Raw genomic sequence first — 26,348 nt, forward strand, 5'->3', positions numbered from 1 at the left:
ATTTGGTGCGAATTATCAGCGCGTGGCGCGTGTCGCCGGCGCTCCCAGGGCACCGGCGGCGCCCCGTTGCGCGGCACTCCCGCCCTTGGCGCTGCCTCCGGCGGCGGCGGCGCCCCCCCGTTGCGCGGCGCCGCCCACGGACGGCAGCCCACCGCCGGCGCCAGCGCCGTCGGCGGCACTGACCCGGTGCACATAGAGGGTGATCGGATCGGAAGTGATCAGGATCCGCCCCTGGGAATCCTTGATCACCGCGCGCAGGGAATGGGTGCCCGGGTCGGGAAAGTCCAGGGAGAGGCCCTGCACCGGCGTGCCATTGTCGATCAACTCCACCCGATGGCCCTCCGGCGGACGCGGCTCCACCCGCACTTCTATCGTCACCGGGTTGTCCTGGGGAAGGCGCACCGTGGCCTGGTTGGCGGGGCTGACGATGGTGAGACTCCGGTAACCGTTGAAGTCCGTGGCATCCGGCCCACGCCGCGGGTCGCTCGCCCGGTCGTCGTCCGGGGCGCGCGGAATGGCGTCCTCCCTGGGCCGGGGGCTGTCCATGGTGTTGGTGGGGCCGACGCTCACCGGCTCGGCGCCGCTGTTTTCCGGCGGGTTATCGGTAAACACCACATTGCCGTTCTCATCCACTACCCGGTAGATGCCCGCGGACGGCGCGGCGTCCGTGTCGGTCTGGGCCAGCGCCGCCAGCGGCAGCAGGATCAACAGCAGCGGCCAGGTTTTCATGGCATTCCCCCGAATAAGACGATGCCCCGATTCTGCGGCCTGCCCACCCCCGAAAAAAGGGCCCCCGCCACAAAAAAATGGTTCATCGCGCTTTGACGGAAAGTCTCGCTCCAGTCGGGGCGCGACTTCCCGCCAAAGCGCGATAAACCAAAAAACCCCGCCGGAGCGGGGTTTTTCGTGGTGCCTCGGGGCGAACCCTTAGCAGCTGTAGTACATATCGAACTCGACCGGGTGCGGGGTCATGTTCAGGCGCTCGATCTCTTCGCGCTTGAGCTCGATGTAGCCTTCCAGCATGTCCTTGGTGAACACGTCGCCCTGGGTCAGGAAGTCCTGATCCGCTTCCAGGGCGTCCAGCGCCATGGTCAGGGTATGCGCCACGGTCGGGATGTCCTTGGCTTCCTCGGCCGGCAGGTCGTACAGATCCTTGTCCATGGCGTCGCCCGGGTGGATCTTGTTCTTGATGCCGTCCAGGCCGGCCATCATCAGCGCGGCGAAGCACAGGTACGGGTTGGCGGACGGGTCCGGGAAGCGGGTCTCGATGCGACGCGCTTTCGGGTTGCTCACCCACGGAATGCGGATGGAAGCGGAGCGGTTACGGGCGGAGTACGCCAGCATTACCGGGGCTTCGAAGCCGGGCACCAGACGCTTGTAGGAGTTGGTGGAGCCGTTGGTGAAGGCGTTCAGCGCGCGGGCGTGCTTGATCACACCACCGATGTAGAACAGCGCTTCCTCGGACAGGCCCGCGTACTCGTCACCGGCGAACAGGTTCTTGCCGTCTTTGGCCAGGGACATGTGCACGTGCATACCGGAGCCGTTGTCACCGATCAGCGGCTTGGGCATGAAAGTGGCGGTTTTGCCGTAGGCGTGGGCCACGTTGTGCACGCAGTACTTGAGGATCTGCACTTCGTCGGCTTTCTTGGTGAGGGTGTTGGCGCCCACACCGATCTCGCACTGGCCGGCGGTGCCCACTTCGTGGTGGTGCACTTCGATTTCCAGACCCATCTGCTCCATGGCCGCGCACATGGCGCCACGCAGGTCGTGCAGGCTGTCCACCGGGGGAACCGGGAAGTAGCCGCCTTTCACGCCGGGACGGTGACCGATGTTGTTCTTCTCGAACTCATCGGCGGACACCCAGGCCGCTTCCTCGGAGTAGATGCTGTACATGGAGCCGGACATGTCGGACTTCCACTGCACGGAATCGAATACGAAGAACTCCGGCTCCGGACCGAACAGCGCGCTGTCGGCGATGCCGGTGGACTTCAGGTATTCCTCGGCGCGCAACGCCACGGAACGCGGGTCCCGCTCGTAGCCCTGCATGGTGGCGGGCTCGACGATGTTGCAGCGCAGGTTCAGGGTGGCGACGTCGGTGAAGGGATCGAGGACGGCGGTTTCGTCTTCCGGCATCAGGATCATGTCGGATTCGTTGATACCCTTCCAGCCAGCGATGGAGGAACCGTCGAACATCTTACCGTCCTGGAAGAAATCGTCATCGATCTCGCCCACCGGCAGAGTGACGTGCTGCTCCTTGCCGCGGCTGTCGGTGAAACGCAGGTCCACCCACTTCACGTCGTTGTCTTTGATCAGTTTCAGCGTCTTTTCAGACATTATCGAGCGTCCTCCTGGAACGGGTATGTTTCTGGCTGCTCGCCGCCTTGGCTGCCGGCACGCGAAGAGCCGTTATTCTTGGGAGCCTCTGCTTGGCTACCCAGGCCACGGGGGCCCGCACGCCTATAGGGTGAGCAATTATTGTGCCAGCCCTTTTTTGGCGCACCCTCGGGGGTTTGACGCCCTCTGGATGTATTTTGCCCGGCGCAAAGCACCACAAGAGTGCACACCGACGGCACAACGCACCATTATAGTGCCACCGACGCTTCGCCGACCCGGAGGGTGATCACCACTTCCCGGTCGTCCTGCTCGGTTTTCAACACTTCATGGCCGTTGATGCGGCACCAGGCGGGAATATCGTTGAGCGCGCCGGGGTCCGTGCAGGTTACCCGCAGGACGGCCCCTTGCGCCAGTTCATTGACCTTGTTCTGGGTTTTGATCACCGGAATGGGGCACAGCTGCCGGCGCACATCCAGTTCATGAACGTTTTCGGTCATGGTTCAGCCCACATGCCAGGAAAGAGGGATGTCATCGGGCAGCGCCGGGGCCACCGTGATTTCCCGGGCCACGCCGCCGGGCTCCTTCACTTCCAGGACCACCTCGTCGTCGCCACGGCCCTTGGAATAGCGCGCCACGATGGCGGCGGCCCGGCGCAATTCCTGTTCGGACTCGAAGGTGCCGTCCACCAGGGCCAACGGCCCCGGGCAACTGACCGTGGTGAGGCTGGTGAACTGGTAGCGGTAGCCTTCCAGGAAGCGGTTCTCGCCTTCTTCCCGGCTGATGATCAGCTTGTGGTGCTCGGCGGGCCGGATATGACGCCCCACCTTGAGCAGCATGATGTCGTCCAGCTCGTAGCGGCGCTCGTTGCGGGCGCGCCACAGGTCGGCCAGCTTGTTGGAATAGGATTCGTCGGTGAGGAAGCAGCAGCCGCCGGCGGGCTGGGCATACTCCTCCAGGCCAAAATGCCTGGCCAGGGCCATCTGCGGCTTGCGGTTGCGGCCGGAAAAGTCGTACAGCCGCTCGCGGTCCACCCAGCCTTCGCGCTCCGGCAGGGTTTCCGGCAGGTTGCGCGCGCTCAGCGGGCGCAGCAGCCGGTCGTCGGCGCCGGATTCGCTGCTGATGATGGGCATGGTTTCCTTGCGCTGGCTCTTGGGCCGCTGGCCCACCACCTCACCGGTGATGATGAAATCGAACCCCTTCTCGCCGGCCAGCTCGCGGGCCTTGTTGAGCATCAGGGTGGCCTGGTTGACCATGAAGATCTTGCAGTCCAGGCAGGGGTTCAGGTTGGCGCCGTAGCCGTGCTTGGGGTTGAGCACCACATCCTTGTACTCCTCGGAGATATCCAGGATGTGCAGCTTGATGCCCAGCTTCTCGGCTACCCAGAGCGCATTGTTGCGCTTGTTCTTTTCCTTATCCTTCTTGCGGATGGCGTGGGTATGGCCTTCCACGCAGAAACCGGTGAAGAAATTCACCCCTTCCACGTGGATGCCCTGCTCCTGCATCACTTTCACCGCCAGCATGGAGTCCAGCCCACCGGACACCAGGGCGATGGCGCGCCGCTGGATGGGTTCGGGGGTGGTGATCGGGGTTGCGGCCTCGGACATAGGATTTGCTCAGCGCGTTGCTCAAAAATCGGGCGGCGCAGTATAGCAAATCACACCCCGTTGACGAACCGGAGCGTCAAGTTCAGTGCCGATAGAAGCGCGACATGTCCCGCAGCACCGCCACCAGCCGGTCGCGAACCCGGACCATCACCGCGTCGCGGTCGGCCACCGGCTCGTCGCTGGAACCGGCCACCGCCATTTCGCCGAGCCCGCCGGCGTTCATCGGCATCGCCACCTTGTAGCGGGGCCCCAGGTAGGCCACCGCGTCCCAACTGGCCGCCAGCCGGTAGCGGTCCGGCGGGGCCTGGTCCAGGGGCAGCCCCACCGCATAGTCCGCCGGCGGGTTGGTGACCCCGAGCAGGGCAAGCAGGGTGGGCGCCACATCCAGGTGACTGGTGGGGGTGGCGACCACGCCGCCGGGCACACCGGGGCCGGCCAGCACCAACGGTACGCGCACCTGCTCATCGTGGAACTCCGAGTTGTGCCCCCAGCGGCCATGTTCCATGAATTCCTCGCCATGATCGCCGGTGATCACCACCAGGGTGTCATCCAGCCGATCATCGCGCTCCAGCCGGTCCAGCACCCGGCCCAGTTGCTGGTCCAGGTGATGCACCGAGTTGATGTAGCGGTTGAAGATGCCGGGCATGTCCTCGTGCACATCCATGGTGGCATAGTTCAACTCGCGCAGGTAATCCGACCGGATCACGCTCTCCTCGGGGAAGTAGTAACGGGCATGGGGGGATTCAAAGAACATGAAGCCGAAGAAAGGCCGGTTCTGGTCGGCGCCGATGAAGTCCAGCAGCCGGGTCACGTTGCGCCGATCGCGCTGCCAACCCGGTCCTTCATCGTCGCTGACCATGGCCGGGGAAGGCACGGTGGCGAACACGGTCTGGTCGAACTCCGGATAGCTGAAGCGGGCGCTGGTGAAGAGCCCCGGCCGATAACCGCGCCGCAGCAATTCGCTGACCAGCACCGGCGGTCGGCGGCTCTCGCGGAACGGGAACCAGTAATTCCCCGGTAAGCCATAGAACAGCGAGAAGATGCCCATGCGGGTGCCATTGCCGCCACTCATGTGGTCGCTGTAGCGCCGCCCGTGGCGTTCCGCGAAACGCCACAGATTGGGCATGATCTCCGGGGTCAGCATGTCCGCGCGCAGGGACTCCGCCACCAGGAAAAGCACATTGGGCGACGGCGCCCCGGACGCGCTGCGCAGTGGGTGCAGCGGGTACTTCAGCGGACCATCGGCGGACACCGACCATTGCTCACGGGGCGGCGCCGTGTAGCCCAGATCCCGGGCCAGTCCCTCGAAGGTGGCCGGTTGATAGAACGGCACCGCCCGCGCCGCGTTCAGCACCGGCCGGTAGCCGTTCAGATCGCTCAGGCCGTAGGCCACCCGCTCGCCGGCCATGCACAGCAGCAACACCACCAGCAACCCGCGCCAACCACGGCGATGGCCGGGGTGGCGGCGAACCAGCGCCATCAGCGCCGCTTCCAGGGCCACCACCGCCAGGACCATCGCCGCCACCGTGGGCAGGGTACCGTCGCCACCGCCCATGGAATCGATACCCCCTGGCGTCACCAGCAGATTCCAGACGAACCCGTTGATGTGGAACCCGTAAAGCTCATGGATCTGGCTGTCCACCAGCAACAGCAGCAAGGTCACCGAGGCCAGCAGCACCGCCAGCCCCCGCGCCAACAGCGGGCTCAGCCATCGGTGACACAAGGCACTCAGTAGCCAGGCGGGAAGCAGGTAGAGCGCCGCGTAACCGGCCAGGGCGGCGATCAGAAACACGGCGGCGCCGAGCGGGTCCGGCGGCAGCAGCACGGCGCGACCGACATACCCCCCCACCGCCAGCAGCAGCAGGTAGTTAACGGTGAAAAAGGCGCCGGGGAAAGCGGCGCGGGGCTGGGCCTGATCCATGATGCGGGGTTACCGGTCGCTGCGGAAACCCCGCATCATGGTCATTGAAGCTTAACGAAACCTGAAAGCATGACGCTCAGGGAGGCGTCGGCGCCTCCGGCAGGTCCGGCACCGCGAACAGACGGCGGGACAGCGCCACCCGGGACGCGGCCGCTTCGGTGCCGGCGTCCTCGCCGCGCGCCTCCAGGTGGTCCTCGATCAGCCGGCAGCGGCGCAGCAGGCCGTCGTCGTTGGCGATCTGGATGTTCAGCCCGGGGCGGGCGTTGAGCTCCAGCATCAGCGGGCCCTTGTGCTTGTCCATCACCAGGTCCACGCCCAGGTAGCCCAGGCCGGTGAGGTCGTAGCAGCGCGCCGCCAGGGCCAGGCATTGGTCCCAGTCGGGCACCTGGACGCCAGCCACCGGGTGGGCGGTGTCCGGGTGGCGGTCGATCTTCAGGTTGTGCCAGGTGCCGCTCAGGGTGACGCCGGTGGCGATGTCCACGCCCACGCCGATGGCGCCCTGGTGCAGGTTGGCCTTGCCGTCGGACTGGCGGGTGGGCAGACGCAGCATGGCCGCCACCGGATAGCCCTGCAGCACGATGATGCGCACGTCCGGCACGCCGCCGATGCTGATGCGGTCGAACAGGTCCGTGGAGCGAACCCGGTACTCGATCAGGGCGCGGTCGCGGTGGCCGCCCAGGGAATAGAGCCCGGAGATGATGCCGGAGATATGAAACTCCAGCTCCTCGGGGCTGATCATGCGGCCCGAGGCGCTGCGGTAGTAGCCCTCGAAACGATCGGAGATCACCAGGATGCCATCGCCGCCGGCCCCCTGGGAGGGCTTGATCACGAAGTCACCATGGGTCTCGACGATGTGCTCGAGCTGGCTGATGCCCTGCTCGGTATCGATGATGCCGTACATGTCCGGCACCTGGATACCGGCCTCCAGGGCCATGTTCTTGGTGCGGATCTTGTCGTCCACCAGCGGGTAGAGCCGGCGGTCATTGTACATCAGCACATAGTCGCCGTTGCGCTGGTTGATGCCCATCACGCCGCGGCGGCGCAGCGCCCTCCAGGTGGCGATCCCGAACATCAGCGCTCTCCTTCCTCGGTCATGGCCCGGAAGCGCACCAGCTCCATCAGCCGGTAGCCCCGGTAGTGGCCCATGAACACCATCACCGCCGCCAGAATCAGCAGCACGCCGGGGAAGGTGAACACGAAGTAGACCAGTGGCGACCACACCATCAGCAGGTGGCAGAGCACCGCCGCCACCAGGGTGCCGATGGCCACTTTCAGGGATTGGGCGCCACCGCGCTCCTCCCAGACGATGGACACCCGCTCGATCACCATGGTCAGGATCACCATCGGGAACAGGGCCACGGACAGGCCGGTGGACAGGCCCAGCTTGTAACCGAGCAGGCTGATCAGGCCCATCATGATCACCACGAAGGTGAGCACCACCGACAGCCGCGCCAGCAACTGCAGCTTGAGATGCTCCAGATAGCCGCGCACCGACAGGCCGATGGCGGTGATAAAGGTGAACAGCAGCACACCCCAGATCACCTGGGTCTCGCGGAACGCCAAGGCGATCAGCACCGGCGTGAAGGTACCCAGGGTTTCCATGCCGATCAGCGAGCGGATCAGCAGCACCAGCAGCACGCCCACCGGAATCATGATCAGCACCCGGAACAGCTGCTGGGAAGGCACCGGCAGTTCATAGAGGGAATAATCGATGAAGCTGCTGGCGTCCTGGGAGCGCAGCGACTGCGCCAGCCGCAGGGCGCTCATCTCGTTGCGATGGACGCTGAAGCTGACCTTGGCGCCGCGGGCACCTTCCAGGGTCAGCAGAGGCTGCTCGCCGCTCCACCACACCAGCCGGTCCTCGGGCAGACCCTGGCGGCCATCCGCCGGATTGAAATACAGCCAGTTCTGGCCGTTGAAGGTGCGCAGCCACAGTTCCGGCTGCTGGCTGCTGGTCTCCTGAAGCTGCAGGGTATGCACCGGCTCGGCGGGAATGTGCGCCACCGCCAGCAACAGGTCCACCACCCGGGCCCGGTTCTCCGGGCTGTGGTCACCGCCCAGCAGCAGGCGCACGTTGTCGCTGTCCTCGCTGTTGACCCGTTTGATGGTCTCGCTGACGAAGGTCTCCACATCGGCGGAGTGCTGGCGGATCGGCGCCAGCAGGGCGTCGGCGGCGACCCGCTCGGCGCCCTTGAGCTCAGGGCTGGGCCGGAACTGGGGGCCATTCTCCGGCGGCAACGCCGGGTCCGCGAAGCGGGAAGTGAGCATCAGCCGGTAATAAAGGTTCTGCTGGCCTTCACCCCGACGCGCCGACCAGGTCACCAGCCGGTTGCCGTTCTCCCGATTCACGTTCACCCCATAATTGTTGGAGATGAAGCTCTCGTTGAGGGCGGTGAAGCCGCTGTTCAGAGGCGGCACGAACATGCGCGCCTTGATCGGAGTGTTGGGACGGGCCTGGAAGCTCAACTGGGTGTCCACCACCCAGACCGGATCGCTCTCGCTTTCCGTCAGGGGGACATCCTGAACCAGAATCTGGTAGGCAATACTGCCCGCACCCAGCACCAGAAGAGCCACGGCCAGCAACCGGGCGTGCAATTTCACAGAACGCATTTTTCAGCCTTATTCCAATCTTCCCTTCGGCGAGGGCGCCGCGACCGCGCACATGGTCCGCTAACCGACCGGCGATGTCACCGCCTCCAGCGCCGGAATCCGGCTCCGGACGAAAATTCTTGTAAACGGGTCACGCTCGCTGGCCGCCGCAAAACCGTGCATGGGCCCGGATGCGCCCCGGAATGGCGCACATTCTGCCACGAATTCCGCCGTTATGGCGTATAAGTGGCTTCATCCGGCCAAGGGACTGTACAATGCGCCGCCGAATCCAATCGCCTCCCCCGTCGCCGGCCCCGCCGCGCGGCCGACCGCCGCTGAGCGGGCGGAGGCACATTTTTCTCTACGGAGCCACAATCTGTGATTGAACGCCTGCGCAATATCGCCATCATCGCCCACGTTGACCACGGCAAGACCACCCTGGTGGACAAGCTGTTGCAACAGTCCGGCACCCTGGGAGACCGCGCCGGCGACGTCGAACGGGTGATGGACTCCAACGACCTGGAGAAGGAACGGGGCATCACCATCCTCTCCAAGAACACCGCCCTCAAATACGGCGACTACCGCATCAACATCGTCGACACCCCCGGCCACGCCGACTTCGGCGGCGAGGTGGAACGGGTGATGTCGATGGTGGATTCGGTGCTGCTGCTGGTGGACGCGGTGGACGGCCCCATGCCGCAGACCCGCTTCGTGACCCAGAAGGCGTTCGACGCCGGCCTCAAGCCGATCGTGGTGGTCAATAAGATCGACCGCCCCGGCGCCCGCCCGGACTGGGTCATCGACCAGGTGTTCGACCTGTTCGACACCCTCGGCGCCAGCGACGAGCAGCTCGACTTCCCGGTGGTCTACGCCTCCGCCCTGAACGGCGTGGCGGGCATGGAACCGGACGCCCTGGGCGACGACATGACCGCCCTGTTCAACACCATCATCGAGCGCGTGCCGGCCCCGGAAGTGGACCAGGACGGCCCGTTCCAGATGCAGATTTCCTCGCTGGACTACAACAGCTACCTGGGCGTGATCGGCATCGGCCGCATCAAACGCGGTAAGGTCAAGGCCAACTCCCAGGTCAAGATCATCGACCGGGAAGGCGCCGTGCGTAATGGCCGCATCCTGCAGATCATGGGCTACCACGGCCTGGAACGGGTGGACGTGCAGGACGCCGGCGCCGGCGACATCGTCTGTGTCACCGGCATGGACCCTCTGGATATCTCCGACACCCTGTGCGACCCGAACAACGTGGAAGCACTGCCGGCGCTGACCGTGGACGAACCCACCGTGAGCATGGTGTTCCACGTCAACACCTCGCCGTTCGCCGGCCAGGACGGCAAGTTCGTCACCAGCCGCCAGATCCGCGAACGCCTGGAAGCGGAGCTCAAGCACAACGTCGCCCTGCGCGTGGAAGAAACCGGCAGCGCCGACCAGTTCCGCGTCTCCGGCCGGGGCGAGCTGCACCTGTCGGTGCTGATCGAGAACATGCGCCGCGAGGGCTTCGAGCTGGCCGTGGGCCGCCCGCAAGTGATCGTGCGTGAAGTGGACGGCCAGAAGCAGGAACCCTACGAAAACGTCATGGCCGACGTGGAAGAGCAGCACCAGGGCGCCATCATGGAGCAACTGGGCCTGCGCCGTGGCGAAATGACCAACATGGAACCGGACGGCAAGGGCCGGGTGCGCCTCACCTTCGTGGTGCCCAGCCGAGGCCTGATCGGCTTCCGCAGCCTGTTCCTGACCCTCACCTCCGGCACCGGCATTCTCAACAGCACCTTCAGCCACTACGGCGACTACAAGCCCGGCGACATGGCCTCGCGCAACAACGGCGTGCTGGTGTCCATGGTGAAAGGCAAGGTGCTGGCGTTCGCCCTGTTCAACCTGCAGGAACGCGGCCGCATGCTGATCGACCCCAACGTGGAAGTGTACGAAGGCCAGTTGATCGGCATCCACAGCCGGGGCAACGACCTGGTGGTGAACCCCACCAAGGGCAAGCAGCTTACCAACATGCGCGCCTCCGGCACCGACGAGAACGTGATTCTCACCCCGCCGGTGCGCTTCAGCCTGGAGCAGGCCCTAGACTTCATCGAGGACGATGAACTGGTGGAAGTGACCCCCCATTACCTGCGTCTGCGCAAGAAACTGCTTACCGAGACGGAACGCAAGCGCGCCAGTCGCTAGAAGGCCTCTCCATCGGGGCCGCGTCTTGGCGTGGCCCCGATTCGACTAAAGCGGTGCGCCATCCTACCGCCGAGCCACCTCCCATCGCGACTAAAGCGGTTCGCCGCCCGGTCGCTCCTACAACCCCTTTCTTTGTAGGAGCGACTTCAGTCGCGATCAACGCCCTCTCCAACAAACACTTCGCCGCTCCGCGCCCCAGATGGAGAGACGGCGATCAGAGCGTCAACAACCAGGCCATCACCAAGCCGCCCAGCACCACGCCCACGAGCAAACCGTTGCGGAACGCCCGACCGGTGTCGCCGGCGCCCTGGCCGCGCACGCCATCGCGTAAACGCTGGCGCGGACCGGGCTCGGGGTTGGGCGGCTGCTCTTCCTCGAAGTCCCGCACCACGGCGCGGGCCCGCTGTTCGTCGTCGTCCGCCACCCAGACACTGGCCAGACCGGCGGCGGGCAACTCGCCCACCGCGCCCTGCAGCATGTCGCCGCGCACCTGGGCCATGATGCCGGCCTGTTCCATCAGCCCCGCCACCATGTGCGCCTCCAGGCCGTCGCGCGCTTCGTAGACCCGTTTCATGCTTGTCTCCGCTGGCTTTCCGGCATCATTATCACGCCAGCCCGGCGCCGGGCAAAGCGACGCCGGCACGCCAAGCGGTTACCATATGAGCCCATGCTGCACATCGCCCTGTACCAACCCGAGATTCCGCCCAACACCGGCAACATCATGCGCCTGGCCGCCAACACCGGCGCCATGCTGCATCTGATCGAGCCGCTCGGCTTCACGCTGGACGAAAAACGGCTGCGGCGCGCCGGACTGGATTACAGTGAATACGCGCGCGTGGAGGTGCACCCCGGCTACCCGGCGTTTTGCCAGACAATGGCGGGAGCCAGGCAGTTCGCGCTGACCACCAAGGGCGGGCCAGCGCCCAGTGACGTGGCCTTCCAGGATGGGGATGTGCTGCTGTTCGGCCCGGAGACCCGGGGGCTGCCGGCGGACCTGCTGGCGGCGATGCCGGAGGAGCGCCGGCTGCGTCTGCCCATGGGGCCCAACAGCCGCAGCCTCAATCTCAGCAACGCGGTGGCGATTACCTTCTACGAAGCCTGGCGGCAGCTTGGTTATCCAGGAGCGGTGCGGTAGCTACTGCACCGTGGCGCCTTCGGAGCCGGCCTGCTGCTGTTGGCGCTGCTGCTGGTAGAGCGCCTCGAAATTGAGCGGCTGCAGGATCATCTGCGGGAAGGAGCCCTTGGACACCAGGTCCGAGACCACTTCGCGTACATAGGGGAACAGCACATTGGGGCAGTAGGCGCCAAGCAACTGATCGCGCTCTTCGCCGTCGATGCCCACCAGGGTGAAGATTCCGGCCTGTTTGACCTCGGCCAGGTAGAAGGTCTTCTGCTCGTCCTCGGACTTGGCGGTCACGGTAACGGTGACTTCCACCTCGTACTCATTGCCGTCGCCAAGGCGTCGCGCGGCGTTATTAAGCTGCACGTTCATCTTCGGCTTCCAGTCCTGCAGGAAGATATCCGGCGCCCCCGGGCACTCGAACGAGGCGTCCTTGAGGTAAACGCGTTGCAACTGGAAGGTTTTCTTCTCTTCTTCGGCCATGGTCCTTCTCCGTTATCCGGCGAGCAGTTCGTCCAGTTCCCCCGCCCGCTCCAATGCAAAAAGTTCATCGCAACCGCCCACATGGCGGTCGCCGATCCAGATTTGCGGCACCGTGCGGCGACCGCTGCGCGTCATCATTTCCTGGCGCGCGCCGGGCTCCCGGTCCACGTCGATTTCGTGCACCTCGGCCTCTTTCCGCGCCAGCAACTGCTTGGCGCGAACACAAAACGGGCACCAACGGGTGCTGTACAGCGTAACCCCGGCCATGGCCTCAGCCCTTGGCCACCGGCAGGTTATCGTTGCGCCAAGCGGTCACCCCACCCTGCATGCGGTACAACTCGGCGAAGCCCTTGCCTCGCAGCTGGCGGCCCAGATGGGCGGCCTGATTGCCCATCTTGCAGGTCAGGATCAGCGGTTTGTCCTTGTGCCGCTCCAGCTCGCCCATGCGGTCGGTGGCCTGGCTCACGGGGATGTTCAGGCTGCCGGGGATATGGCCGGCGCGGTACTCGTCCGCCGGGCGCAGGTCCACGATCACCGCGTCCTTCTGATTGACCAGGTTGGTGGCCTGCTGGGGCGTGATCGCCTTGCCGCCGCGCCGCGACTCGATCACGAAGAACGCCGCCCACAATACGAAGAAGGCGGAAAACAGAAGGTAATGATTGCTGGCGAATTCGATCAGGCGATCCATACTAGGCCCCGTTGACGCGTTAGCCGCCTTGTCGGCGGAAAATCGGCGCCAAGTATACACATCACCGGTCGGTTAAGGTAAAACCCGCAGCCATGAAGCCGCTTTTTCTCTTGATAATGCTCCTGCCCGCGCTGGCCGGGGCGGAGCAGCCCAGCGAAGCCGGCCTGGAAAAGCTCAAGGACCGCATCGAGGCGCTCTCCGAGCAGCAGCAGCAGGAAACGTCCCGGCGCGACGACCTGCAGGCGCGCCTGCGCGACACCGAAACCCGGGTCGGCGAATTGACCCGCCAGGGCCGCGAGCTGGAGCGCGAAGCGGAAGCCGCCCGCCAGCGCCTGGTGCGCCTGGAAGCACAACAAGCGCGCCTGGCCGGCGAGAAGCGCACCCAGTTGCGCTGGCTGGCGCGCACCGTGCGCGCCAGCTATCAGAGCGGCCGGGAAGCGCGCATCAAGCTGCTGCTCAACCAACAGGAGCCGGACCGCATCGCCCGCCTGCTGCGCTACCAGGAGTACATCCAGCGCGCCCGCACCGACCGGCTGGCGGTGCTGGAGGATGAACTGCTCGACCTGCGCCGGGTCGCCAAGGAGGTGGAGGGTGCCCGCGCCGATCTGCTCGACCGGCGCACCGACCTGGCCAGCAGCAAGCGTGAGCTGGAAGCCGCCGCCAAGGAACGCGAGCAGGCACTGGCCAGTCTGAACCGTTCCCTGGACGCGCGCGGAGGCGATATCGAACGCCTCAAGGCGGATCAGCAACGCCTCGAGAAGCTGCTCGCCGACATGCAGCGCAGCCTGCCGTCGGTACCGCCGCCGGGACGCGGCGAGCCGTTCGGCAAGCTGGCCGGGGAACTCCCCTGCCCGGTACCGGGTCAGGTAGTGGCGAGCTTTCACTCCGCACGGGAGGGCGCGTTGCGCTGGGAAGGCGTGGTACTGGCCGCCGACGAAGGCACGCCGATACGCGCCATCCACCCCGGGCGGGTGGTCTTCGCCGACTGGATGCGCGGCTACGGCCTGCTTACCATCGTCGACCACGGCGGCGGCTATCTGACGCTGTACGGCTACGCCCAGAGCCTGCTGCGCGACGTGGGCGAGTGGGTGGCCACCGGCGATACCCTGGCCCTGGCCGGTCGTTCCGGCGGCAATAGCCGCAGCGGTCTGTACTTTGAAATACGCCGCAAGGGGCAGGTGGTGAACCCGGCGCGCTGGTGCGACCGCCGTGTTACACTGCCGCCCATTGCCCGCAATGATTGAGACAAAGCCCCCGCATCGGGGGCGCCCAGCCTTGGGGATTCACATGCTGCACACTGCCCGTGCCCTGCTGCGCTCCGCGCTCGTTACTCTGGTGTTCATTGCCCCGGCCAGCCAGGCCAAGGACCCGCAAACCGACCGGCAAGCCGAGCAGGACGGCGTGCCCGTCACCGAACTGCGTGCCTTCGCCGAGGTGCTGGAACGGGTACGCGGCGCCTACGTGAACGAGGTGGACGAGAAGGAACTGATCCAGGCGGCGATCCGCGGCATGCTCATGGAGCTGGACCCGCACTCCGCCTACCTGACCCCGGATCAGTTCGAGGATCTGCAATCCACCACCAGCGGCGAATTCGGCGGCCTGGGCCTGGAAGTGACCATGGAGGATGGCTTCGTCAAGGTGGTGGCGCCGATCGACGACTCCCCCGCCAGCCGTGCCGGCATCCAGGCCGGCGACCTGATTCTCAAGATCGACGACACCTTCACCAAGGGCATCGGCCTGGCCGACGCCGTGGAACTGATGCGCGGCGAAGCGGGCTCCGAGGTGACGCTGTCGGTGCTCAGCGAGGGCGATGAAAAACCCCGCCCGGTGACCCTGAAGCGCGACCGCATCAAGGTCGAGAGCGTGAAAAGCGAAACCCTTGAGCCAGGCTACGGCTACCTGCGCATCTCCCAATTCCAGAGCCGCACCGGCCAGGACGCCAAGGCCGCCGTGGAAAAACTCACCGCCAACGGCGACCTGCGCGGGCTGGTACTGGATCTGCGCAACAACCCGGGCGGCGTGCTCGGCGGCGCCGTGGAAGTGGCCGACCTGTTCCTGGACAGCGGCCTGGTGGTCTACACCCAGGGCCGCGACCCGGAAAGCCGCAACAATTACGAGGCCAGCCCCGGCGACCTGCTCAATGGCCTGCCCCTGGTGGTACTGGTCAACGGCGGTTCCGCCTCGGCCTCCGAGATCGTCGCTGGCGCCCTGCAGGATCAGGGCCGCGCCGTGGTGGTGGGCACCCGCACCTTCGGTAAGGGCTCGGTGCAAACGGTGCTGCCGATCAGCGGCGATAGTGCCCTGAAGCTGACCACCGCCCGCTACTACACCCCCAACGGTCGCTCGATCCAGGCCGAGGGCATTCATCCGGACATCCCGATCCAGGTGGCCAGCGTGGAGCTTTACCAGGAACGCGGGCCCCGCGAATCGGATCTGCCTCACCACCTGATCAACCAGGACGGCGAGGAGCAAGACAGTGACGGTAGCGAGGAACCCCTGGCCAGCCGTGACTACCCGCTGTCCCAGGCACTGTCGATCCTCAAGGGCATCAATCTGGCCGAGCGCCGCCGCCCGGCGGTCGACGACGGCAAAAACACCGCCTCTCAGTGAAACGCGGCGTCGCCCTGGTGGCGGCGCTGCTGACCGGGCTGCTGGCGGTGACGCCGGCCCCGGCGGCACCGCGTATCGCCATCATCATCGACGATCTCGGCTACAACCGGCGCGCCGGCGAGGCCGTTATCGCCCTGCCCGCCCCGGTGACCTGCGCGGTGATCCCGGAAACGCCCCATGGCCGGCGGCTCGGCCGCGAAGCCGCCGAGGCCGGCAAGGAAGTGATGATCCACCTGCCCATGGCCACCCTGGACGCCCGCGCCCTGGACCCGGGCGCCCTCCATGAAGGCATGAACGAGGCGCAGGTCGGCGCCGTGCTGGACCGCGCCCAGGCGGTATTGCCGGACGCACGGGGACTCAACAACCACATGGGCAGCGCCCTCACCGCCGAGGCGGCGCCCATGGCCCGGCTCATGGACCAGCTCCTGCACCGACATCTGTTCTTCGTCGACAGCCGCACCAACGCCGCCACCCAGGCGGAACGCGCCGCCCGCCGCGCCGGCCTGGCGGCGGGGCGACGGGACGTATTCCTGGACAATCAGCGCGACCTGGCCCACATCAACGAACAGTTCAACCAACTGCTGCGGCTGGCGCGCCGGCGCGGCCAGGCCATCGCCATCGGCCACCCCTACCCGGAAACCGTGGATTATCTGCGCCAGGTACTGCCGCTCATGGAGCAGGCCGGGGTGCGCGTGGTGCCGGTATCTGAACTGCTGGCGCCCCCGGACAGGGCCGCTTCCGCGGCAGCGCCCCGGCGGCCCGCCACCTCAACGGCGACCAGCCACCGGACCAGGCCATAGCGGCATCGCGGCTGAAGCGGAATGCCGCCCAGCCGCTCCTACGGGATCGGGGAAGGCGACGAGCGACCGATGCCGGTGAGCCGGCTATAGCCGAGCATCAGGAAGCCGAACAGGAACATCAGCACCCCGTACACCGCCGCCGGCACCGACATGGCGTCGGAGTGCAGCAGGGTCAGCGTGACCATCAACCCCAGGGTGCCGTTCTTGATGCCCAGCTCGATGGCCACGGTGAACGCCTGGTCCCGGGGCAGCCCCATGAGCCGGCCACCGGCCATGCCCAACACCAGACCGATGATATTAAGCAGCACCACCGCCATGCCGCCCTGGCGCAGCAATACCAGGGCCTCCGCGCCCAGGTCGATAAGCAGCAAAGCGATCACCGCCACCAGCACCAGCAACCCGAACACGCTGACCAGCTTCTCGCCCTTCTCCGCCCAGCGTTGACGGAAATGCCGGATGGTCATGCCGATGCCCACCGGAATCAGAATGATCACCACCAGGGTAAGGATGGTGCGCAGCACCGGCAGCTCCAGCACCTGGCTGCTGTCCTGGAAATGGCCCAGGGCCCAGCTGGTGAACATGGGCAGGGTGACGATGGTGATCAGGCTGGCGGCCACGGTAAGCACGATGGACAGGGCCACGTCGCCACGACCGAGGAAGGCGAACAGGTTGGAGGTGGTGCCGCCCGGGCAGGCGGCGATGATCACCAGCCCCACCGCCAGCGCCGGTGACAGATCCAGGCTCACCGCCAGCCCCACGCCCACCAGCGGCAGCAGCACGATCTGCGCCACCAGGCCGAACACGGTGGCGCGCGGCGCCACCAGCACCTCGCGAAAATCACGGGGCGTCAGGGTCAGGCCCATGCCCACCATGATCAGAAACAGGGCGGCGGGCAGTCCCACGGAAATCAGAGCGACCTGGTCCATGCGTGGTTCCTCGTTCTTTTATCAGCGTTGTTGTTATAGAACGATCGTACCTTAGCCGACCACTTCGGGGCTATTGCGGCGAAGGAGCCTGGCGCTTGCCGTTGCGATAGTGAGTGATGCGGCGCTCCCCGTCTTCGGTGGTGAACATCTGCTCGCCGTCCAGCTTGTAATCGGGCAACAGATAGCGGTCCCGCTGGGTCAGCTCGCCGCTCTCGCCGAAACGCTCCCGCAGCAACCATTCGCCGGCCCGGTCGGAGGTGACCCGCTCCACCAGGTTCCCGTTCTTGAGATTCTCGGTGATTTGCACCCGGTCGTTGGCGAACAGGCGGGTCTGGAGATTGCCCCGCGGATCGTAGACCAGACGCACATCCTCCAGCCCGCCCTGTTCGGCGGGGTGGGTATAAACGCGTGCCAGCAATGATCCGTCCTGGCGGTAGCGCTGTTCGCGAAAGGTCCGATCCCCTTTGTCCGCAAGCGTCTCCATGGCCAGGCTCCCATCTTCATGGAAAGCCTTGATCACCTCGTACCCTTGCGGTTGGTAGTCGCGAATTTCCCGAAGGTTACCGTTCTTCCAGTAGAAGCGGGCCTCGCCGGTGATGGCGCCCCGGTCATTGTAGCGACCCTCCAGCTCCACCTCGCCGTTATCGTGGTAGTAGGTGAAGGGCCCCCGCCGGTTACGATTGTCCAGCAGCAGCGGCGCCTCCGGATCAGCCACATAGCTTTCAAAAAACACCTGGCCGTCGGGCCGGTCGATCACCACCCGCCAACCCGGCTCCGTTTCCTCGAGGGGCCAGTGCAAAAGAAAGACCGGCTCCCCGTCGGTGAAGAACCAGTCCGGACCCAGCGCCCGGGTATCGGCAGCGGCCGGCCCGCTGATCATCAGGGCCATCAGGCCGGCCAGCATCGGCAAACGAAACATGGAGGGCTTCCCTGGCTATTGCGGTGAATGGGACTGCATCAGGTACTCCCAGGTGTTGTTGCGCCGCATCGGGAAGCCGATCCAGCCCGCCCGCGGGGCACGGGCATGGCGCGCCTCGCCGGCCTCGGCGGTGTCGCCGGGGCCGGCCAGGGCCACCAGCTCGGTGAACCAGGTGGCGGCGTTGTCGAGCAGGTCGGCGGCATCACGGTGCAGCAGATTGGGATCACCGGATTCAATATGCGCCTTGAGCACCACACGGCCGGCCTCCGGCGCGTACCACAGCAGCTCGCGGGTGAAGCCGTCCACCTGCCCGTCGCCGCCGTTCTCGATGCGCTCCAGAGCGTCGCCTTCGCCGCTGGCCTGATCCTTGCGCCAGGCGATCTCGCGGCTGATGCGCAGCGCCTTGAAGGTGCCGGCGCCCACCTGGATGGTTTCCACCGCGCCGACCTTGCTGGTGGTCTCGGTGCGGTAGCGGTACTGCCAGTGGGCGCCGTCCGTGGCCGGCACCTGGACGATGTCCTCGGTGCGGTAGCGCCACACGTCTCCGGGATGCAGGGGGAAGCGCAGCATCGGGCCGTCTTCCTGATCCACCGGCTGATAGCGGTCCAGGTCCTCTTCCAGGGTGGTCTCACCGACCCGGTAGCGGGCTTGCCCGTCACTCTTCCCGGTGAGAGTCAGCGCCACCGGTTGCGCGTCGTTGAACTGGTAGAGCCAGGTGGTGCCCACCTCGGGCAGGGTACGTTCGACGTCGCGCAGCGCTTGCGGCGCCGCCGGCTTACCGTCGTCGTCATGAACCACCAGATCGGCGCCGACCTGGAAGCTGCCCAGGAAGGTGCCTTCATCGTCGTAGCGGGTAAAGGTCACCTCGCCGCTGTCCGGGTCCACCTCGAACCAGCGGCCCACGGGCTCGTCGTCCCGGTAGAAGCCCCGCGCCAGCCAGGTGTCGCCGCGCCGGTGGGTGAACTCGCCCTGCCGCTTGCCGTTGCGATAGTGATCCACCTGGCGCACACCGTCGTCGGTGGTGAAAATCTGCTCGCCGTCCTCTTTGTAGCCCGCCGACAGACGCCGTTGCCGGCCTACCAGCTCACCGTCCTCGTTGAAGCGCTCACGGATGGACCAGGTGTCCGCCTGGTCCATGGTGAGCCGCTCCACCACCCGACCGTTCTTCAGGTCCTCGCTGACCTGGGTGCGGTCGTTACTGACCCGGCGCCGGGTCAGCTCGCCGGCGGCGTCATAGCTCAGTTGCACCCGCTGGAAACCGCCCTGGTCCGCCGGCTCGGTGTATTCCCGCAGCATCAGCGAGCCGTCTTCCCGATACCGTTTCACGCGGTCGCCGCGATCACCCTTGTCCGGCAGGTTTTCCAGGGCCACGCTGCCGTCCTCGTGGAAACCCTTGAGCACGCGATAGCCGCGCGGTTTGAAGTCACGGACCTCGCGCACCCGTCCGTTCGGCCAATAGAGCGTGGCGCGGCCGTCCACGCGACCCTGGTCGCTGTAGCGGCCCTCCATGCGCGGCTGCCCATTGTCGTAGTAGTAGGTGAACCGGCCACGACGGTTGTCATCGTCGAGCAGGTCGTCCGCTTTTGGGTCGGCGATCCGGCCCTTGAAATAGAGACTGCCGTCGGCCTTATCCACCACCACCCGCCAGCCGTCCTCCACCTGCTCCAGCGGCCAGTGCAGTTGGTAATAGGGCTCGCCATCGGTGAACAGCATATTGCCATCCAGGGCACGGGTATCGGCGCCGGCCGGGCCGCTCAACAGCAGCGCCAGCAGGCCGGCCAGAATCGGCGCGGGCAGGGTCATGGAGAATCCTTGAGAAACAGGTTTCATGGGCAAATCCGGCGGGCTCAGGGCTGAACCTTGCCGCGCAGGGCCTTGGTCTGGCCATGCCGGGTTTTCTTGTCCATGCGTTTGTTGCGGGCCGCCTTGGAAGGCTTGGTGGGTTTGCGCTTCTTACGCTCCACCGTGGCGCTCTGGATCAGGGCGCGCAGGCGCTCCAGGGCGTCGTCCAGGTTCTTTTCCTGGGTACGGAAACGCTGCGCCTTGATCACCACCACGCCGTCGCCGCTGATACGACGGTCGGACAGCGCCAGCAGGCGTTCCTTATAGAACTCGGGCAGCGACGAGGCCCGGATATCGAAGCGCAGATGGATGGCCGAAGCCACCTTGTTGACGTTCTGACCACCGGCACCCTGGGCGCGAATCGCCTGCCACTCGATCTCGGCGGCGGGGATGGTTACGGTGTTGGAGATTTGCAGCATGGTGTAATCCTGAGACGGTGATACCGCGGCACGCTTGCACGCTAACACGCAACACGCAACACGCTAAATGCGGCGGCGCCTGAAGGCCTTGCGAGTTCGCAGAGTCATACCTGCAAATCCGCAAGCTTTTCCGCCACGGGTTTTGACTTGGCGTGCAAGCGTGCTGCGTGTCAGCGTCTAGCGTCTAGCCAAAAACCGGTCCAGGGCATTGGCGAAGGTCTGCACGTCGCTCTTGCTCAGCGACGAGGGCCCGCCGGTCTGCATGCCGGCGGAGCGCAGCTCCTCCATGAAGTCGCGGCGGCCGAGGTGTTCGCGGATGCTCTCGGCGTCGTACAGGGTACCGCGCGGGTTCAGGGCGGTGCCACCGGCCTCCACCACCCGGGCGGCCAGAGGGATGTCACCGGTAATCACCAGATCCCCGGCGCTCACCTGCTCGGCGATGTGGTCGTCCGCCTTGTCGAACCCGGACGCCACCTGCATTGAGCGGATGTGCGTCGAGCGTGGCGCGCGGATGTGGTGGTTAGCCACCAGGATGGTGGTAATGGCCAGCCGGTTGGCGGCGCGGAACAACACATCGCGGATCACCGCCGGGCAGGCGTCGGCGTCCACCCAGATCGTCAACGACACGACTACAACCGCATCTCGATGCCGGCCCGGGCCATATACTCCTTGGCCTCGGCGATGCTGTACTCACCGAAGTGGAAGATCGACGCCGCCAGTACCGCGTCGGCGCCGCCCTGGATTACCCCGTCCACCAGATGCTGCAGATTGCCGACGCCGCCGGAGGCGATCACCGGCACCGGCACGGCATCGGAAATACGGCGGGTCAGGGCGATGTCGAAACCGTTCTTGGTGCCATCGCGATCCATGCTGGTGAGCAGAATCTCGCCGGCGCCGTAATCGGTCATCCGCGTGGCCCACTCGATGGCGTCGATGCCGGTGGGCTGGCGGCCACCGTGGGTGAAGATCTCCCAGCGGTTGCCCTCGCTCTCACCGCTCACCTTCTTGGCGTCGATGGCCACCACGATGCACTGCGAACCGAACCGCTGCGCCGCCTCGCGCACGAAATCCGGGTCCTTCACCGCCGCCGAGTTGATGCTGACCTTATCGGCGCCGGCGTTAAGCAGATTGCGAATATCCTGGATCGTGCGCACGCCGCCGCCCACGGTGAGCGGGATGAACACCTGGCTGGCCATCCGCTCCACGGTTTCCAGGGTGGTGTCCCGGTCCTGATGGCTGGCGGTGATGTCCAGGAAGGTGATCTCGTCGGCGCCGGCTTCGTTGTAACGGCGCGCCACCTCCACCGGATCGCCGGCGTCACGGATCTCGACGAACTTCACGCCCTTGACCACGCGACCGGCGTCCACGTCGAGACACGGAATAATGCGTTTTGCTAGCGCCATGATTCGTTCTCCAGCATTGATATCGCGGCTGAAGCCGCTCCTACCGGGGCTTCATGCCGTGGGAGCGGCTTCAGCCGCGATCGACCGAGAGTTCGTCGGCCAGGGCCTGGCCCTGCTCGAAATCCAGGGAACCCTCGTAGATGGCGCGGCCGGTGATGGCACCGGTGATGCCGGTGGCGTGGCTCTCGCACAGATTGCGCACGTCGTCCAGGTCGGTGATGCCGCCGGAGGCGATCACCGGGATGGAGATCGACTCGGCGAGGCGCTCGGTGGCTTCCACATTGACGCCCTGCAGCATGCCGTCGCGGCTGATGTCGGTGTAGACGATGGCGACCACGCCGTCGTGCTCGAACTGGCGGGCCAGGTCCACCACGTCGATGTTGGTGACCTCCGCCCAGCCATCGGTGGCGACTTTACCGTCCTTGGCATCCAGGCCGACGATGATGTGGCCCGGGAACCGACGGCACATGTCCTTGACGAATTGCGGTTCCTTCACCGCCTTGGTACCGATGATCACCCACTGCACGCCGGCATCCAGGTAGGCCTGGATGGTCTCGGCACCGCGGATACCGCCACCGATCTGAATCGGCAGGCCGGGGTGGGCGCGGGCGATGGCGTTAACGATCTCGCCGTTCACCGGCTCACCGGCGAAGGCACCGTTCAGGTCCACCAGGTGCAGGCGCCGGGCGCCTTTCTCCACCCAGTGGTCGGCCACCGCCACCGGGTCCTCGGAGAACACCGTGTCATCGTCCATGCGGCCTTGCTTAAGGCGCACGCATTTGCCGTCCTTCAGATCGATGGCGGGAATCAGTTGCATGGGGTTCTCTCTGTTGCGAATACGGTTTCGAATGGCAGGCGCCGGGCACCGGCGCCGGGTCTAGGGCTGCCAGCGCAGGAAGTTGGCCAGCAGGCGCAGGCCGGCGTCGGCGCTTTTCTCCGGATGGAACTGCACCGCGAACACATTGTGCTTGGCCGCCGCCGCGGCGAAGGCGATGCCGTATTCACAGCGGCCGGCCAGCTCTTCCTCCGGTAATCCGGTGGCGCAATAGCTGTGCACGAAGTAGAAGCGGCTGTTGTCCTCGATGCCGTCCCAGACCGGATGATCCAGGGTTTGCTGCACCTGGTTCCAGCCCATGTGCGGCACCTTCAGGCGCTGCCCGGTCTCGCCGAACTGCTCGCCGAAGAAACGGACCTGGCCGGAAAACACGCCCAGGCAATCCACCCCGTCGTTCTCCTCGCTGAAATCCATCATCGCCTGCATGCCGACGCAGATGCCGAGCACCGGCTTGTAGGCGTCGATGGCGTCGAGAATGGCGCGGTCCAGGCCGGTCTCGGTGATCACGCGGATGCAATCGCGAATCGCGCCGACGCCGGGGAACACCACGCGGTCGGCACCGCGCACCTGATCCGGATCGCCGGTGATGACGATGCGCTGGCCGTCGGCGGCCATTTTCTCCAGCGCCTTGCCGGCGGAGTGGAGATTGCCCATGCCGTAATCGACCACGGCCACGGTTTCAGTCATGGGAAGCCCTCTATTCCGGCTGTTCGGTCAGGGTGCCCTTGGTGCTGGGCGTGACGCCGGCCATGCGCGGGTCCGGCTCCACCGCCACCCGCAGCGCGCGACCGAAGGCCTTGAACACGGTCTCGGCCTGGTGGTGGGCGTTCTTGCCACGCAGGTTGTCGATGTGCACGGTGATCATGGCGTGGTTGACCAGCCCCTGGAAGAACTCATAGAACAGGTCCACGTCGAAACCGCCGATCATGCCGCGGGTGAAGTCCACGAACATCTCCAGGCCGGGACGGCCGGACAGGTCGATCACCACCCGCGACAGAGCCTCGTCCAGGGGCACATAGCTGTGGCCGTAGCGGCGCACGCCCTTCTTGTCGCCCCAGGCGCGGGCCAGCGCCTGCCCCAGGGTGATGCCGACATCCTCCACCGTGTGGTGGGCATCGATGTGCAGGTCACCCTCGGCGTGGATCTCCAGATCGATCAGGCCGTGGCGGGCCACCTGATCCAGCATGTGCTCCAGGAAGGGCAGGCCGGTGTCCAGCTTGCTCTGCCCGGTGCCATCCAGGTTCACGCTGACGCGGATCCTGGTTTCCAGGGTGTTGCGCTCTACGGTGGCGCGGCGTTCGCTCATCGGTACCTCCAGAATGCGGAACACCGTATTATACGTACCCCCCGCGCCCCTCACCAGCGGGCACCGACATCGCGACCCGGAGACAGTATGCCGATCACAGTGGAATTCCACCCGTCACGGCCGGAACTGGCGCAAACCTTCGCCCAGGTACTGCGCGACGACCCGGACTACGCCGGCGATCTGGAGCTCACCCTCCAGGAAGGCGCCGCCAACGGCAACGAAATCGCCGCCGCCCATTTCAATGGCCGCCCGGTGGCCGTGGCGGTGCTGCATGGCGACAATCTGGCCTGGATGGTGGTGCACCCCGCCACCCGCGGACGCGGCGTGGGCCGCGACTTCCTGCGTGGCATCGAGGCGAAACTGGGCCATGGCGTCACCCTGCCCGAGAAATGCCGGCGCGGTTGAGCCGGATCACCAGGGTGAAGCCCTGGTCCGGGCCCTCGCTCTCCGCCCAGACGCGCCCGCCGACCTGCTCCACCATCACCCGCGCCGTGGCCAGGGACAGCCCGTAGCCCTCCTCGTGATGACGCGAGCCCATCACGAAGAACGGCTCGAAAAGGCTCTCCAACTGCCCTGGCCCGGCCCCCCGACCAGCGTCGCTGACACGGATCTCCGCTTCCTCCGACAATGCCCGCCCGGTGATGCCGATGGGGCTGTCCGGATGACTGAAACGAATCGCGTTGTCCAGAGCGATGGCCAGCACCTCTCGCAGCTCGGCCTCGTTGGCGCGCACCAACAGATCGGCCGGCACCCGGTTGTCCACGGTCAGCCCGCGCTCGCGCAGAGCCCCGGCCCGACTGGCCAGCAGCGCCTCCAGCAACAACAGCGGCTGGCAGCGCTCCACCGGGGGCGCATCGTGGCGGTCGGCCAGATCGAAGTAACGCAGGGACGTGCTGACCATGCCCACCAGCCGCTGCTGCCCCTTGCGCACCATCGCCCGGGCATCGGCGGCCTGCTCGTCATCCCCCAGGGAATCCGCGGCGCCGATCCAGTTGATCGGCGTGTTCAGCTCGTGGCTCACGTACTGCAGGAAGGTGGATTTGTCCCGGTTCATCTGCTCGATCTCGCGCACATGGCGCTCCAGACTCTCGCGGGCCTCCTCGAACAGCTGGTTGCGCTCCTGCTCCAGGAAGCGGATGCGGTCCCCCAGCGCCAGGGACAGCATCACCACCACCCACAGCGCGCCGATGTGCGGCAGCATGGTGGTCACCGAGACGTAGGGCACCCAGTCCAGGTTGCCGAGCACGAAGATGAAAATCAGCCCCAGGAATACGAACCAGGCCGCCACGTACAGGCGCGCCGCCCGGTAGCCCCGGGACCAGACCGTCCAGCCCAGCCAGCTGAACAGCAGCACCGTGATCACCACCAGCAGGGTGGACAGGTAATAGGACCAGGGCGCCGGAATCAGCAACTGCACCACCAGCAACACGGCGATGCCCAGCAAATAGCCCCGGATCAGCCGGTCATAGCGGGGAAAGCGCTCCTTGAGCCCGAGAAAGTGCCGCGAATACATGGCCAGCGCCGGCGTGCATATGTAGATGCCCAGCCAGTAGTACTCGTTAAGCTTGGGCACCTCCGGCCAAAGGAACTGCAACCCGAGGCCGTTGATGTTCAGGTTGAACACCGTTATGCCGACCAGAAAAGCGACGAAATACAGGTACACCGGCTCCTTCAGGGACAACGCCAGCAGGGCGTTGTAGATCACCATGATCAGCAGGCAGCCATAGAAGACGCCATACACCAGAATGTCCCGGTAGGTGTACTCCACCAGGCCGGTGGCGCTGTACAGCATCGGCGAGAGGTTGATGGCGCCCTTGCCGCTGATACGCACATAGTAGTGCCGGGACGCCGGTGCGCCGGTTTCCAGGGGGAAGATGAAGGCGCGATGATCCATCAGGCGGTGCCGGAACGGCAGGGTGTCGCCCATGTCCACGCGCCGGTAGCCACCGTCCACGGTGGGCGCGAACAGGGTGATGTTATCCAGAATCGGGTAACGCTCCACCAGATACCAGTCCTCGCCGGCCACGGCGCCGGCGTCCAGGGCGAAGCGCAGCCAGATCACGCTGCCGGTGAAGCCGAAATTCAGTTCCGCGGAATCGTTGGGCCGGAAGCGCGACGCCAGGCGACCGCGCACGGTCTGGAAGTCCCAGTGGCCTTCCGGGTCCACCAGCACATCCATGGACCGCGCCACCTCCACCTGGTCGCGCTCGCCGGAGAGAACCACCGGCTCCGCGCCCCGGGCCAGAGCACACCCCAGTAACCCCAGCAAAACCAGGATATTACGGAACTTTAACAAAAGCGGCTCCCCAAAGCGTGATATTCGTTATGATGTCCCGCAAACATAATCCCGGCCCCTGGCCCG

Annotated in this window: 27 protein-coding genes; 6 read left to right on the plus strand and 21 right to left on the minus strand. The window is 65.8% G+C overall.

The window, feature by feature from the left end; translation table 11 throughout:
- Positions 1-15: 15 nt before the first annotated feature.
- From JF515_RS18375 to JF515_RS18405, 7 genes are all read right to left on the minus strand, one after another.
- Positions 16-729 carry a DUF4124 domain-containing protein gene (locus JF515_RS18375; RefSeq protein WP_203105903.1) on the minus strand — a complete coding sequence of 238 codons (714 nt, stop codon included), beginning with the start codon at positions 727-729 and terminating at the stop codon, positions 16-18.
- Positions 730-927: 198 nt separating this feature from the next.
- A complete protein-coding gene (gene glnA, locus JF515_RS18380; protein ID WP_203105904.1) occupies positions 928-2,334 on the minus strand; it encodes a glutamate--ammonia ligase in 1,407 nt (468 codons plus the stop codon).
- Between the two features lie 248 nt (positions 2,335-2,582).
- Positions 2,583-2,831, minus strand: coding sequence for a sulfurtransferase TusA family protein (locus JF515_RS18385; protein WP_203105905.1), 249 nt, complete (start codon positions 2,829-2,831; stop codon positions 2,583-2,585).
- A gap of 3 nt (positions 2,832-2,834) precedes the next feature.
- Positions 2,835-3,938 (minus strand): tRNA (5-methylaminomethyl-2-thiouridylate)-methyltransferase, encoded by a 1,104-nt coding sequence (locus tag JF515_RS18390; RefSeq protein WP_203105906.1) that lies wholly within the window; start codon positions 3,936-3,938, stop codon positions 2,835-2,837.
- An 82-nt stretch (positions 3,939-4,020) separates the two neighbouring features.
- Entirely contained in the window at positions 4,021-5,859 is a 1,839-nt protein-coding gene (locus JF515_RS18395) for a sulfatase-like hydrolase/transferase (RefSeq protein ID WP_203105907.1), read from the minus strand.
- 76 nt (positions 5,860-5,935) lie between these two features.
- On the minus strand, positions 5,936-6,931 hold the full coding sequence (locus tag JF515_RS18400; RefSeq protein WP_203105908.1) for an alpha-L-glutamate ligase-like protein: 996 nt from the start codon (positions 6,929-6,931) through the stop codon (positions 5,936-5,938).
- Positions 6,931-8,469: an inactive transglutaminase family protein gene (locus tag JF515_RS18405; protein WP_203105909.1), complete on the minus strand. Its 1,539-nt coding sequence runs from the start codon at positions 8,467-8,469 to the stop codon at positions 6,931-6,933. Before JF515_RS18405 ends, JF515_RS18400 begins: the two co-directional genes overlap by 1 nt.
- Before the next feature lie 357 nt (positions 8,470-8,826).
- Between JF515_RS18405 and typA the strand changes: the two genes are divergently transcribed.
- Complete coding sequence (typA, locus tag JF515_RS18410) at positions 8,827-10,635, plus strand: translational GTPase TypA (protein WP_203105910.1); 1,809 nt, start codon at positions 8,827-8,829, stop codon at positions 10,633-10,635.
- Between the two features lie 214 nt (positions 10,636-10,849).
- On the opposite strand, the gene JF515_RS18415 is transcribed toward typA, so the two are convergent.
- Positions 10,850-11,209 (minus strand): DUF2007 domain-containing protein, encoded by a 360-nt coding sequence (locus JF515_RS18415; RefSeq protein WP_203105911.1) that lies wholly within the window; start codon positions 11,207-11,209, stop codon positions 10,850-10,852.
- A 93-nt stretch (positions 11,210-11,302) separates the two neighbouring features.
- Between JF515_RS18415 and JF515_RS18420 the strand changes: the two genes are divergently transcribed.
- Entirely contained in the window at positions 11,303-11,770 is a 468-nt protein-coding gene (locus JF515_RS18420; protein ID WP_203105912.1) for a tRNA (cytidine(34)-2'-O)-methyltransferase, read from the plus strand.
- On the opposite strand, the gene secB is transcribed toward JF515_RS18420, so the two are convergent.
- Genes secB through JF515_RS18435 form a run of 3 tightly spaced genes read right to left on the minus strand, consistent with a single transcriptional unit; the run spans position 11,771 to position 12,926 of the window.
- Positions 11,771-12,238: a protein-export chaperone SecB gene (secB, locus tag JF515_RS18425; RefSeq protein ID WP_203105913.1), complete on the minus strand. Its 468-nt coding sequence runs from the start codon at positions 12,236-12,238 to the stop codon at positions 11,771-11,773.
- A gap of 12 nt (positions 12,239-12,250) precedes the next feature.
- Positions 12,251-12,505 carry a glutaredoxin 3 gene (grxC, locus tag JF515_RS18430; RefSeq protein WP_203105914.1) on the minus strand — a complete coding sequence of 85 codons (255 nt, stop codon included), beginning with the start codon at positions 12,503-12,505 and terminating at the stop codon, positions 12,251-12,253.
- Positions 12,506-12,509: 4 nt separating this feature from the next.
- Positions 12,510-12,926 carry a rhodanese-like domain-containing protein gene (locus JF515_RS18435; protein WP_203105915.1) on the minus strand — a complete coding sequence of 139 codons (417 nt, stop codon included), beginning with the start codon at positions 12,924-12,926 and terminating at the stop codon, positions 12,510-12,512.
- A 116-nt stretch (positions 12,927-13,042) separates the two neighbouring features.
- On the opposite strand from JF515_RS18435, the gene JF515_RS18440 reads away from it, so the two are divergent.
- From JF515_RS18440 to JF515_RS18450, 3 genes are read left to right on the plus strand one after another with little or no spacing between them, the layout of a single operon-like run.
- Positions 13,043-14,170 carry a murein hydrolase activator EnvC family protein gene (locus JF515_RS18440; protein WP_238401202.1) on the plus strand — a complete coding sequence of 376 codons (1,128 nt, stop codon included), beginning with the start codon at positions 13,043-13,045 and terminating at the stop codon, positions 14,168-14,170.
- A gap of 43 nt (positions 14,171-14,213) precedes the next feature.
- The gene (locus tag JF515_RS18445) at positions 14,214-15,536 is read left to right on the plus strand and encodes a S41 family peptidase (protein ID WP_203105917.1); all 1,323 of its coding nucleotides are present in this window, start codon (positions 14,214-14,216) and stop codon (positions 15,534-15,536) included.
- A complete protein-coding gene (locus JF515_RS18450; protein ID WP_203105918.1) occupies positions 15,533-16,336 on the plus strand; it encodes a divergent polysaccharide deacetylase family protein in 804 nt (267 codons plus the stop codon). Before JF515_RS18445 ends, JF515_RS18450 begins: the two co-directional genes overlap by 4 nt.
- Before the next feature lie 38 nt (positions 16,337-16,374).
- Here JF515_RS18450 and JF515_RS18455 read toward each other — a convergent pair whose 3' ends face one another.
- From JF515_RS18455 to hisB, 9 genes are all read right to left on the minus strand, one after another.
- Positions 16,375-17,262, minus strand: a complete 888-nt coding sequence (locus JF515_RS18455; protein ID WP_203105919.1) for a bile acid:sodium symporter family protein — start codon at positions 17,260-17,262, stop codon at positions 16,375-16,377.
- A gap of 70 nt (positions 17,263-17,332) precedes the next feature.
- The gene (locus JF515_RS18460) at positions 17,333-18,181 is read right to left on the minus strand and encodes a toxin-antitoxin system YwqK family antitoxin (RefSeq protein ID WP_203105920.1); all 849 of its coding nucleotides are present in this window, start codon (positions 18,179-18,181) and stop codon (positions 17,333-17,335) included.
- Between the two features lie 15 nt (positions 18,182-18,196).
- A complete protein-coding gene (locus tag JF515_RS18465) occupies positions 18,197-20,011 on the minus strand; it encodes a toxin-antitoxin system YwqK family antitoxin (protein WP_203105921.1) in 1,815 nt (604 codons plus the stop codon).
- A gap of 17 nt (positions 20,012-20,028) precedes the next feature.
- Positions 20,029-20,442, minus strand: coding sequence for an alternative ribosome rescue aminoacyl-tRNA hydrolase ArfB (gene arfB, locus JF515_RS18470; protein ID WP_203105922.1), 414 nt, complete (start codon positions 20,440-20,442; stop codon positions 20,029-20,031).
- 177 nt (positions 20,443-20,619) lie between these two features.
- Positions 20,620-21,063 carry a YaiI/YqxD family protein gene (locus tag JF515_RS18475; RefSeq protein WP_203106125.1) on the minus strand — a complete coding sequence of 148 codons (444 nt, stop codon included), beginning with the start codon at positions 21,061-21,063 and terminating at the stop codon, positions 20,620-20,622.
- An 8-nt stretch (positions 21,064-21,071) separates the two neighbouring features.
- Entirely contained in the window at positions 21,072-21,845 is a 774-nt protein-coding gene (gene hisF / locus JF515_RS18480; protein WP_203105923.1) for an imidazole glycerol phosphate synthase subunit HisF, read from the minus strand.
- A gap of 70 nt (positions 21,846-21,915) precedes the next feature.
- Complete coding sequence (hisA, locus tag JF515_RS18485) at positions 21,916-22,662, minus strand: 1-(5-phosphoribosyl)-5-[(5-phosphoribosylamino)methylideneamino]imidazole-4-carboxamide isomerase (RefSeq protein ID WP_203105924.1); 747 nt, start codon at positions 22,660-22,662, stop codon at positions 21,916-21,918.
- Positions 22,663-22,722: 60 nt separating this feature from the next.
- Complete coding sequence (gene hisH, locus JF515_RS18490; RefSeq protein WP_161384304.1) at positions 22,723-23,367, minus strand: imidazole glycerol phosphate synthase subunit HisH; 645 nt, start codon at positions 23,365-23,367, stop codon at positions 22,723-22,725.
- A 10-nt stretch (positions 23,368-23,377) separates the two neighbouring features.
- Entirely contained in the window at positions 23,378-23,986 is a 609-nt protein-coding gene (hisB, locus tag JF515_RS18495) for an imidazoleglycerol-phosphate dehydratase HisB (protein WP_161384305.1), read from the minus strand.
- 87 nt (positions 23,987-24,073) lie between these two features.
- Here hisB and JF515_RS18500 point away from each other — a divergent pair, with 87 nt between their 5' ends.
- Positions 24,074-24,391, plus strand: coding sequence for an acetyl-CoA sensor PanZ family protein (locus JF515_RS18500; protein WP_203105925.1), 318 nt, complete (start codon positions 24,074-24,076; stop codon positions 24,389-24,391).
- On the opposite strand, the gene JF515_RS18505 is transcribed toward JF515_RS18500, so the two are convergent.
- A complete protein-coding gene (locus JF515_RS18505; protein WP_203105926.1) occupies positions 24,360-26,282 on the minus strand; it encodes a sensor histidine kinase in 1,923 nt (640 codons plus the stop codon). The two genes, JF515_RS18500 and JF515_RS18505, sit on opposite strands and share 32 nt — an antisense overlap.
- Between the last annotated feature and the right edge of the window lie 66 nt (positions 26,283-26,348).

Origin of the sequence: Alloalcanivorax marinus, assembly GCF_016785095.1 — a bacterium.
GTDB classification, from domain to species: Bacteria; Pseudomonadota; Gammaproteobacteria; order Pseudomonadales; family Alcanivoracaceae; genus Alloalcanivorax; species Alloalcanivorax marinus_A.

What these genes read in the sequence shown, in the direction of transcription:
- secB (WP_203105913.1), bottom strand. Translation starts at nt 12,238, where the DNA reads ATGGCCGAAGAAGAGAAGAAAACCTTCCAGTTGCAACGCGTTTACCTC.
- JF515_RS18440 (WP_238401202.1), top strand. Translation starts at nt 13,043, where the DNA reads ATGCTCCTGCCCGCGCTGGCCGGGGCGGAGCAGCCCAGCGAAGCCGGC.
- JF515_RS18390 (WP_203105906.1), bottom strand. Translation starts at nt 3,938, where the DNA reads ATGTCCGAGGCCGCAACCCCGATCACCACCCCCGAACCCATCCAGCGG.
- JF515_RS18465 (WP_203105921.1), bottom strand. Translation starts at nt 20,011, where the DNA reads ATGAAACCTGTTTCTCAAGGATTCTCCATGACCCTGCCCGCGCCGATT.
- JF515_RS18500 (WP_203105925.1), top strand. Translation starts at nt 24,074, where the DNA reads ATGCCGATCACAGTGGAATTCCACCCGTCACGGCCGGAACTGGCGCAA.
- grxC (WP_203105914.1), bottom strand. Translation starts at nt 12,505, where the DNA reads ATGGCCGGGGTTACGCTGTACAGCACCCGTTGGTGCCCGTTTTGTGTT.
- JF515_RS18445 (WP_203105917.1), top strand. Translation starts at nt 14,214, where the DNA reads ATGCTGCACACTGCCCGTGCCCTGCTGCGCTCCGCGCTCGTTACTCTG.
- hisF (WP_203105923.1), bottom strand. Translation starts at nt 21,845, where the DNA reads ATGGCGCTAGCAAAACGCATTATTCCGTGTCTCGACGTGGACGCCGGT.
- JF515_RS18395 (WP_203105907.1), bottom strand. Translation starts at nt 5,859, where the DNA reads ATGGATCAGGCCCAGCCCCGCGCCGCTTTCCCCGGCGCCTTTTTCACC.
- JF515_RS18375 (WP_203105903.1), bottom strand. Translation starts at nt 729, where the DNA reads ATGAAAACCTGGCCGCTGCTGTTGATCCTGCTGCCGCTGGCGGCGCTG.
- JF515_RS18460 (WP_203105920.1), bottom strand. Translation starts at nt 18,181, where the DNA reads ATGTTTCGTTTGCCGATGCTGGCCGGCCTGATGGCCCTGATGATCAGC.
- JF515_RS18435 (WP_203105915.1), bottom strand. Translation starts at nt 12,926, where the DNA reads ATGGATCGCCTGATCGAATTCGCCAGCAATCATTACCTTCTGTTTTCC.
- JF515_RS18455 (WP_203105919.1), bottom strand. Translation starts at nt 17,262, where the DNA reads ATGGACCAGGTCGCTCTGATTTCCGTGGGACTGCCCGCCGCCCTGTTT.
- arfB (WP_203105922.1), bottom strand. Translation starts at nt 20,442, where the DNA reads ATGCTGCAAATCTCCAACACCGTAACCATCCCCGCCGCCGAGATCGAG.
- JF515_RS18415 (WP_203105911.1), bottom strand. Translation starts at nt 11,209, where the DNA reads ATGAAACGGGTCTACGAAGCGCGCGACGGCCTGGAGGCGCACATGGTG.
- JF515_RS18420 (WP_203105912.1), top strand. Translation starts at nt 11,303, where the DNA reads ATGCTGCACATCGCCCTGTACCAACCCGAGATTCCGCCCAACACCGGC.
- hisH (WP_161384304.1), bottom strand. Translation starts at nt 23,367, where the DNA reads ATGACTGAAACCGTGGCCGTGGTCGATTACGGCATGGGCAATCTCCAC.
- JF515_RS18405 (WP_203105909.1), bottom strand. Translation starts at nt 8,469, where the DNA reads ATGCGTTCTGTGAAATTGCACGCCCGGTTGCTGGCCGTGGCTCTTCTG.
- JF515_RS18400 (WP_203105908.1), bottom strand. Translation starts at nt 6,931, where the DNA reads ATGTTCGGGATCGCCACCTGGAGGGCGCTGCGCCGCCGCGGCGTGATG.
- JF515_RS18385 (WP_203105905.1), bottom strand. Translation starts at nt 2,831, where the DNA reads ATGACCGAAAACGTTCATGAACTGGATGTGCGCCGGCAGCTGTGCCCC.
- hisA (WP_203105924.1), bottom strand. Translation starts at nt 22,662, where the DNA reads ATGCAACTGATTCCCGCCATCGATCTGAAGGACGGCAAATGCGTGCGC.
- hisB (WP_161384305.1), bottom strand. Translation starts at nt 23,986, where the DNA reads ATGAGCGAACGCCGCGCCACCGTAGAGCGCAACACCCTGGAAACCAGG.
- glnA (WP_203105904.1), bottom strand. Translation starts at nt 2,334, where the DNA reads ATGTCTGAAAAGACGCTGAAACTGATCAAAGACAACGACGTGAAGTGG.